Annotated in this window: 1 protein-coding gene and 1 pseudogene; both read left to right on the forward strand. The window is 60.3% G+C overall.

The genetic code is table 11. The features are described from left to right. Positions 1-192: pseudogene (locus A2I95_RS38810) on the forward strand (TRAP transporter small permease); the annotation flags it as partial. A 5-nt stretch (positions 193-197) separates the two neighbouring features. Continuing rightward, the coding region (locus A2I95_RS38815; RefSeq protein ID WP_291737713.1) for a TRAP transporter large permease subunit at positions 198-1,314 on the forward strand (1,117 nt) is incomplete at its 3' end.

Genomic DNA, 1,314 nt, shown 5'->3' on the forward strand with positions numbered 1-1,314 from the left:
GTCTACTGGAGCTGGAAGTTCAACGACGTGAGCCAGGGCCAGGACCGCACACCGCTGTGGATACCGCAAAGCGTGATGCTGTTCGGCGGGGCTGTTCTGGCCGTCGCCCTCACCGATCATCTGATCCATGTGATCTTTCGCGGCGACCACCGCATCACCCGGGATCTGGACGACCAGAGCCACGCGGAGTAAGCCTCATGGAAAATATCTCAGTCATCATTCTGTTTCTCTTTGTGCTGTTCACCCTGCTGGGCAGCGGCGTCTGGGTTGGCCTGGCGCTGATGGGCGTGGCCTGGGTCGGCATGGAGCTGTTCACCACCCGCCCCGTCGGCGACGTGATGCTGACCACGATCTGGTCGGCCTCCTCCAGCTGGACGCTGACGGCGCTGCCGATGTTCATCTGGATGGGTGAAATCCTCTATCGCACCCGATTATCCGAGGACATGTTCAAGGGGCTCTCCCCCTGGATGGCGCCCCTGCCCGGCGGTCTGGTGCATACCAATATCGTCGGCTGCACGGTGTTCGCCGCGGTCTCTGGCTCTTCTGCCGCGACGCTGACCACGGTGGGCAAGATGTCGATCCCGGAACTGCGCAAGCGCAACTACCCGGAGAAGATGATTATCGGCACGCTTACTGGTGCGGCCACGCTGGGCCTTATGATCCCGCCGTCGCTGACGCTGATCGTCTATGGTGTCACCATCAATGAATCGATCACCAAGCTGTTCTTTGCCGGCATCCTGCCCGGTCTGGTGCTGGCGGCGATGTTCATGGGCTATGTGGCGATCTATTCCAAATTCGGCAAGGATTGGAACCCGGATCAGGAAGGCAAGCTCACCTTTGCCGAGAAGATCCGTAACTCCCGCTTTCTGGCGCCGGTGATTGCGTTGATCATTGTGGTAATCGGCTCAATGTACCTGGGCTTTGCGACAGCGACCGAGGCCGCTGCATTTGGCGTCATCGGGTCGCTGCTGCTGGCGCTGACACAAGGCTCGCTGACCTGGAAGACCTTCACCGAAAGTCTGATGGGTGCCACCCGCACCAGCGCGATGATTGCGCTGATCCTGGCGGGGGCTGCGTTCCTGTCTCTGTCGATGGGCTTTACCGGTTTGCCGCGGGGGCTGGCGGATCTGATCGCCGGATGGGAACTGTCGCGCATCGAATTGCTGATGGTGCTTCTGGTCTTCTATATCGTGCTGGGCTGTTTCCTCGACGGCATTTCCTCGGTGGTGCTGACTATGGCGGTGGTGGAGCCGATGATCCGTCAGGCGGGCATTGACCTCATCTGGTTCGGCATCTTCATCGTGGTGGTGGTTG

The organism is Leisingera sp. F5 (assembly GCF_001593695.1).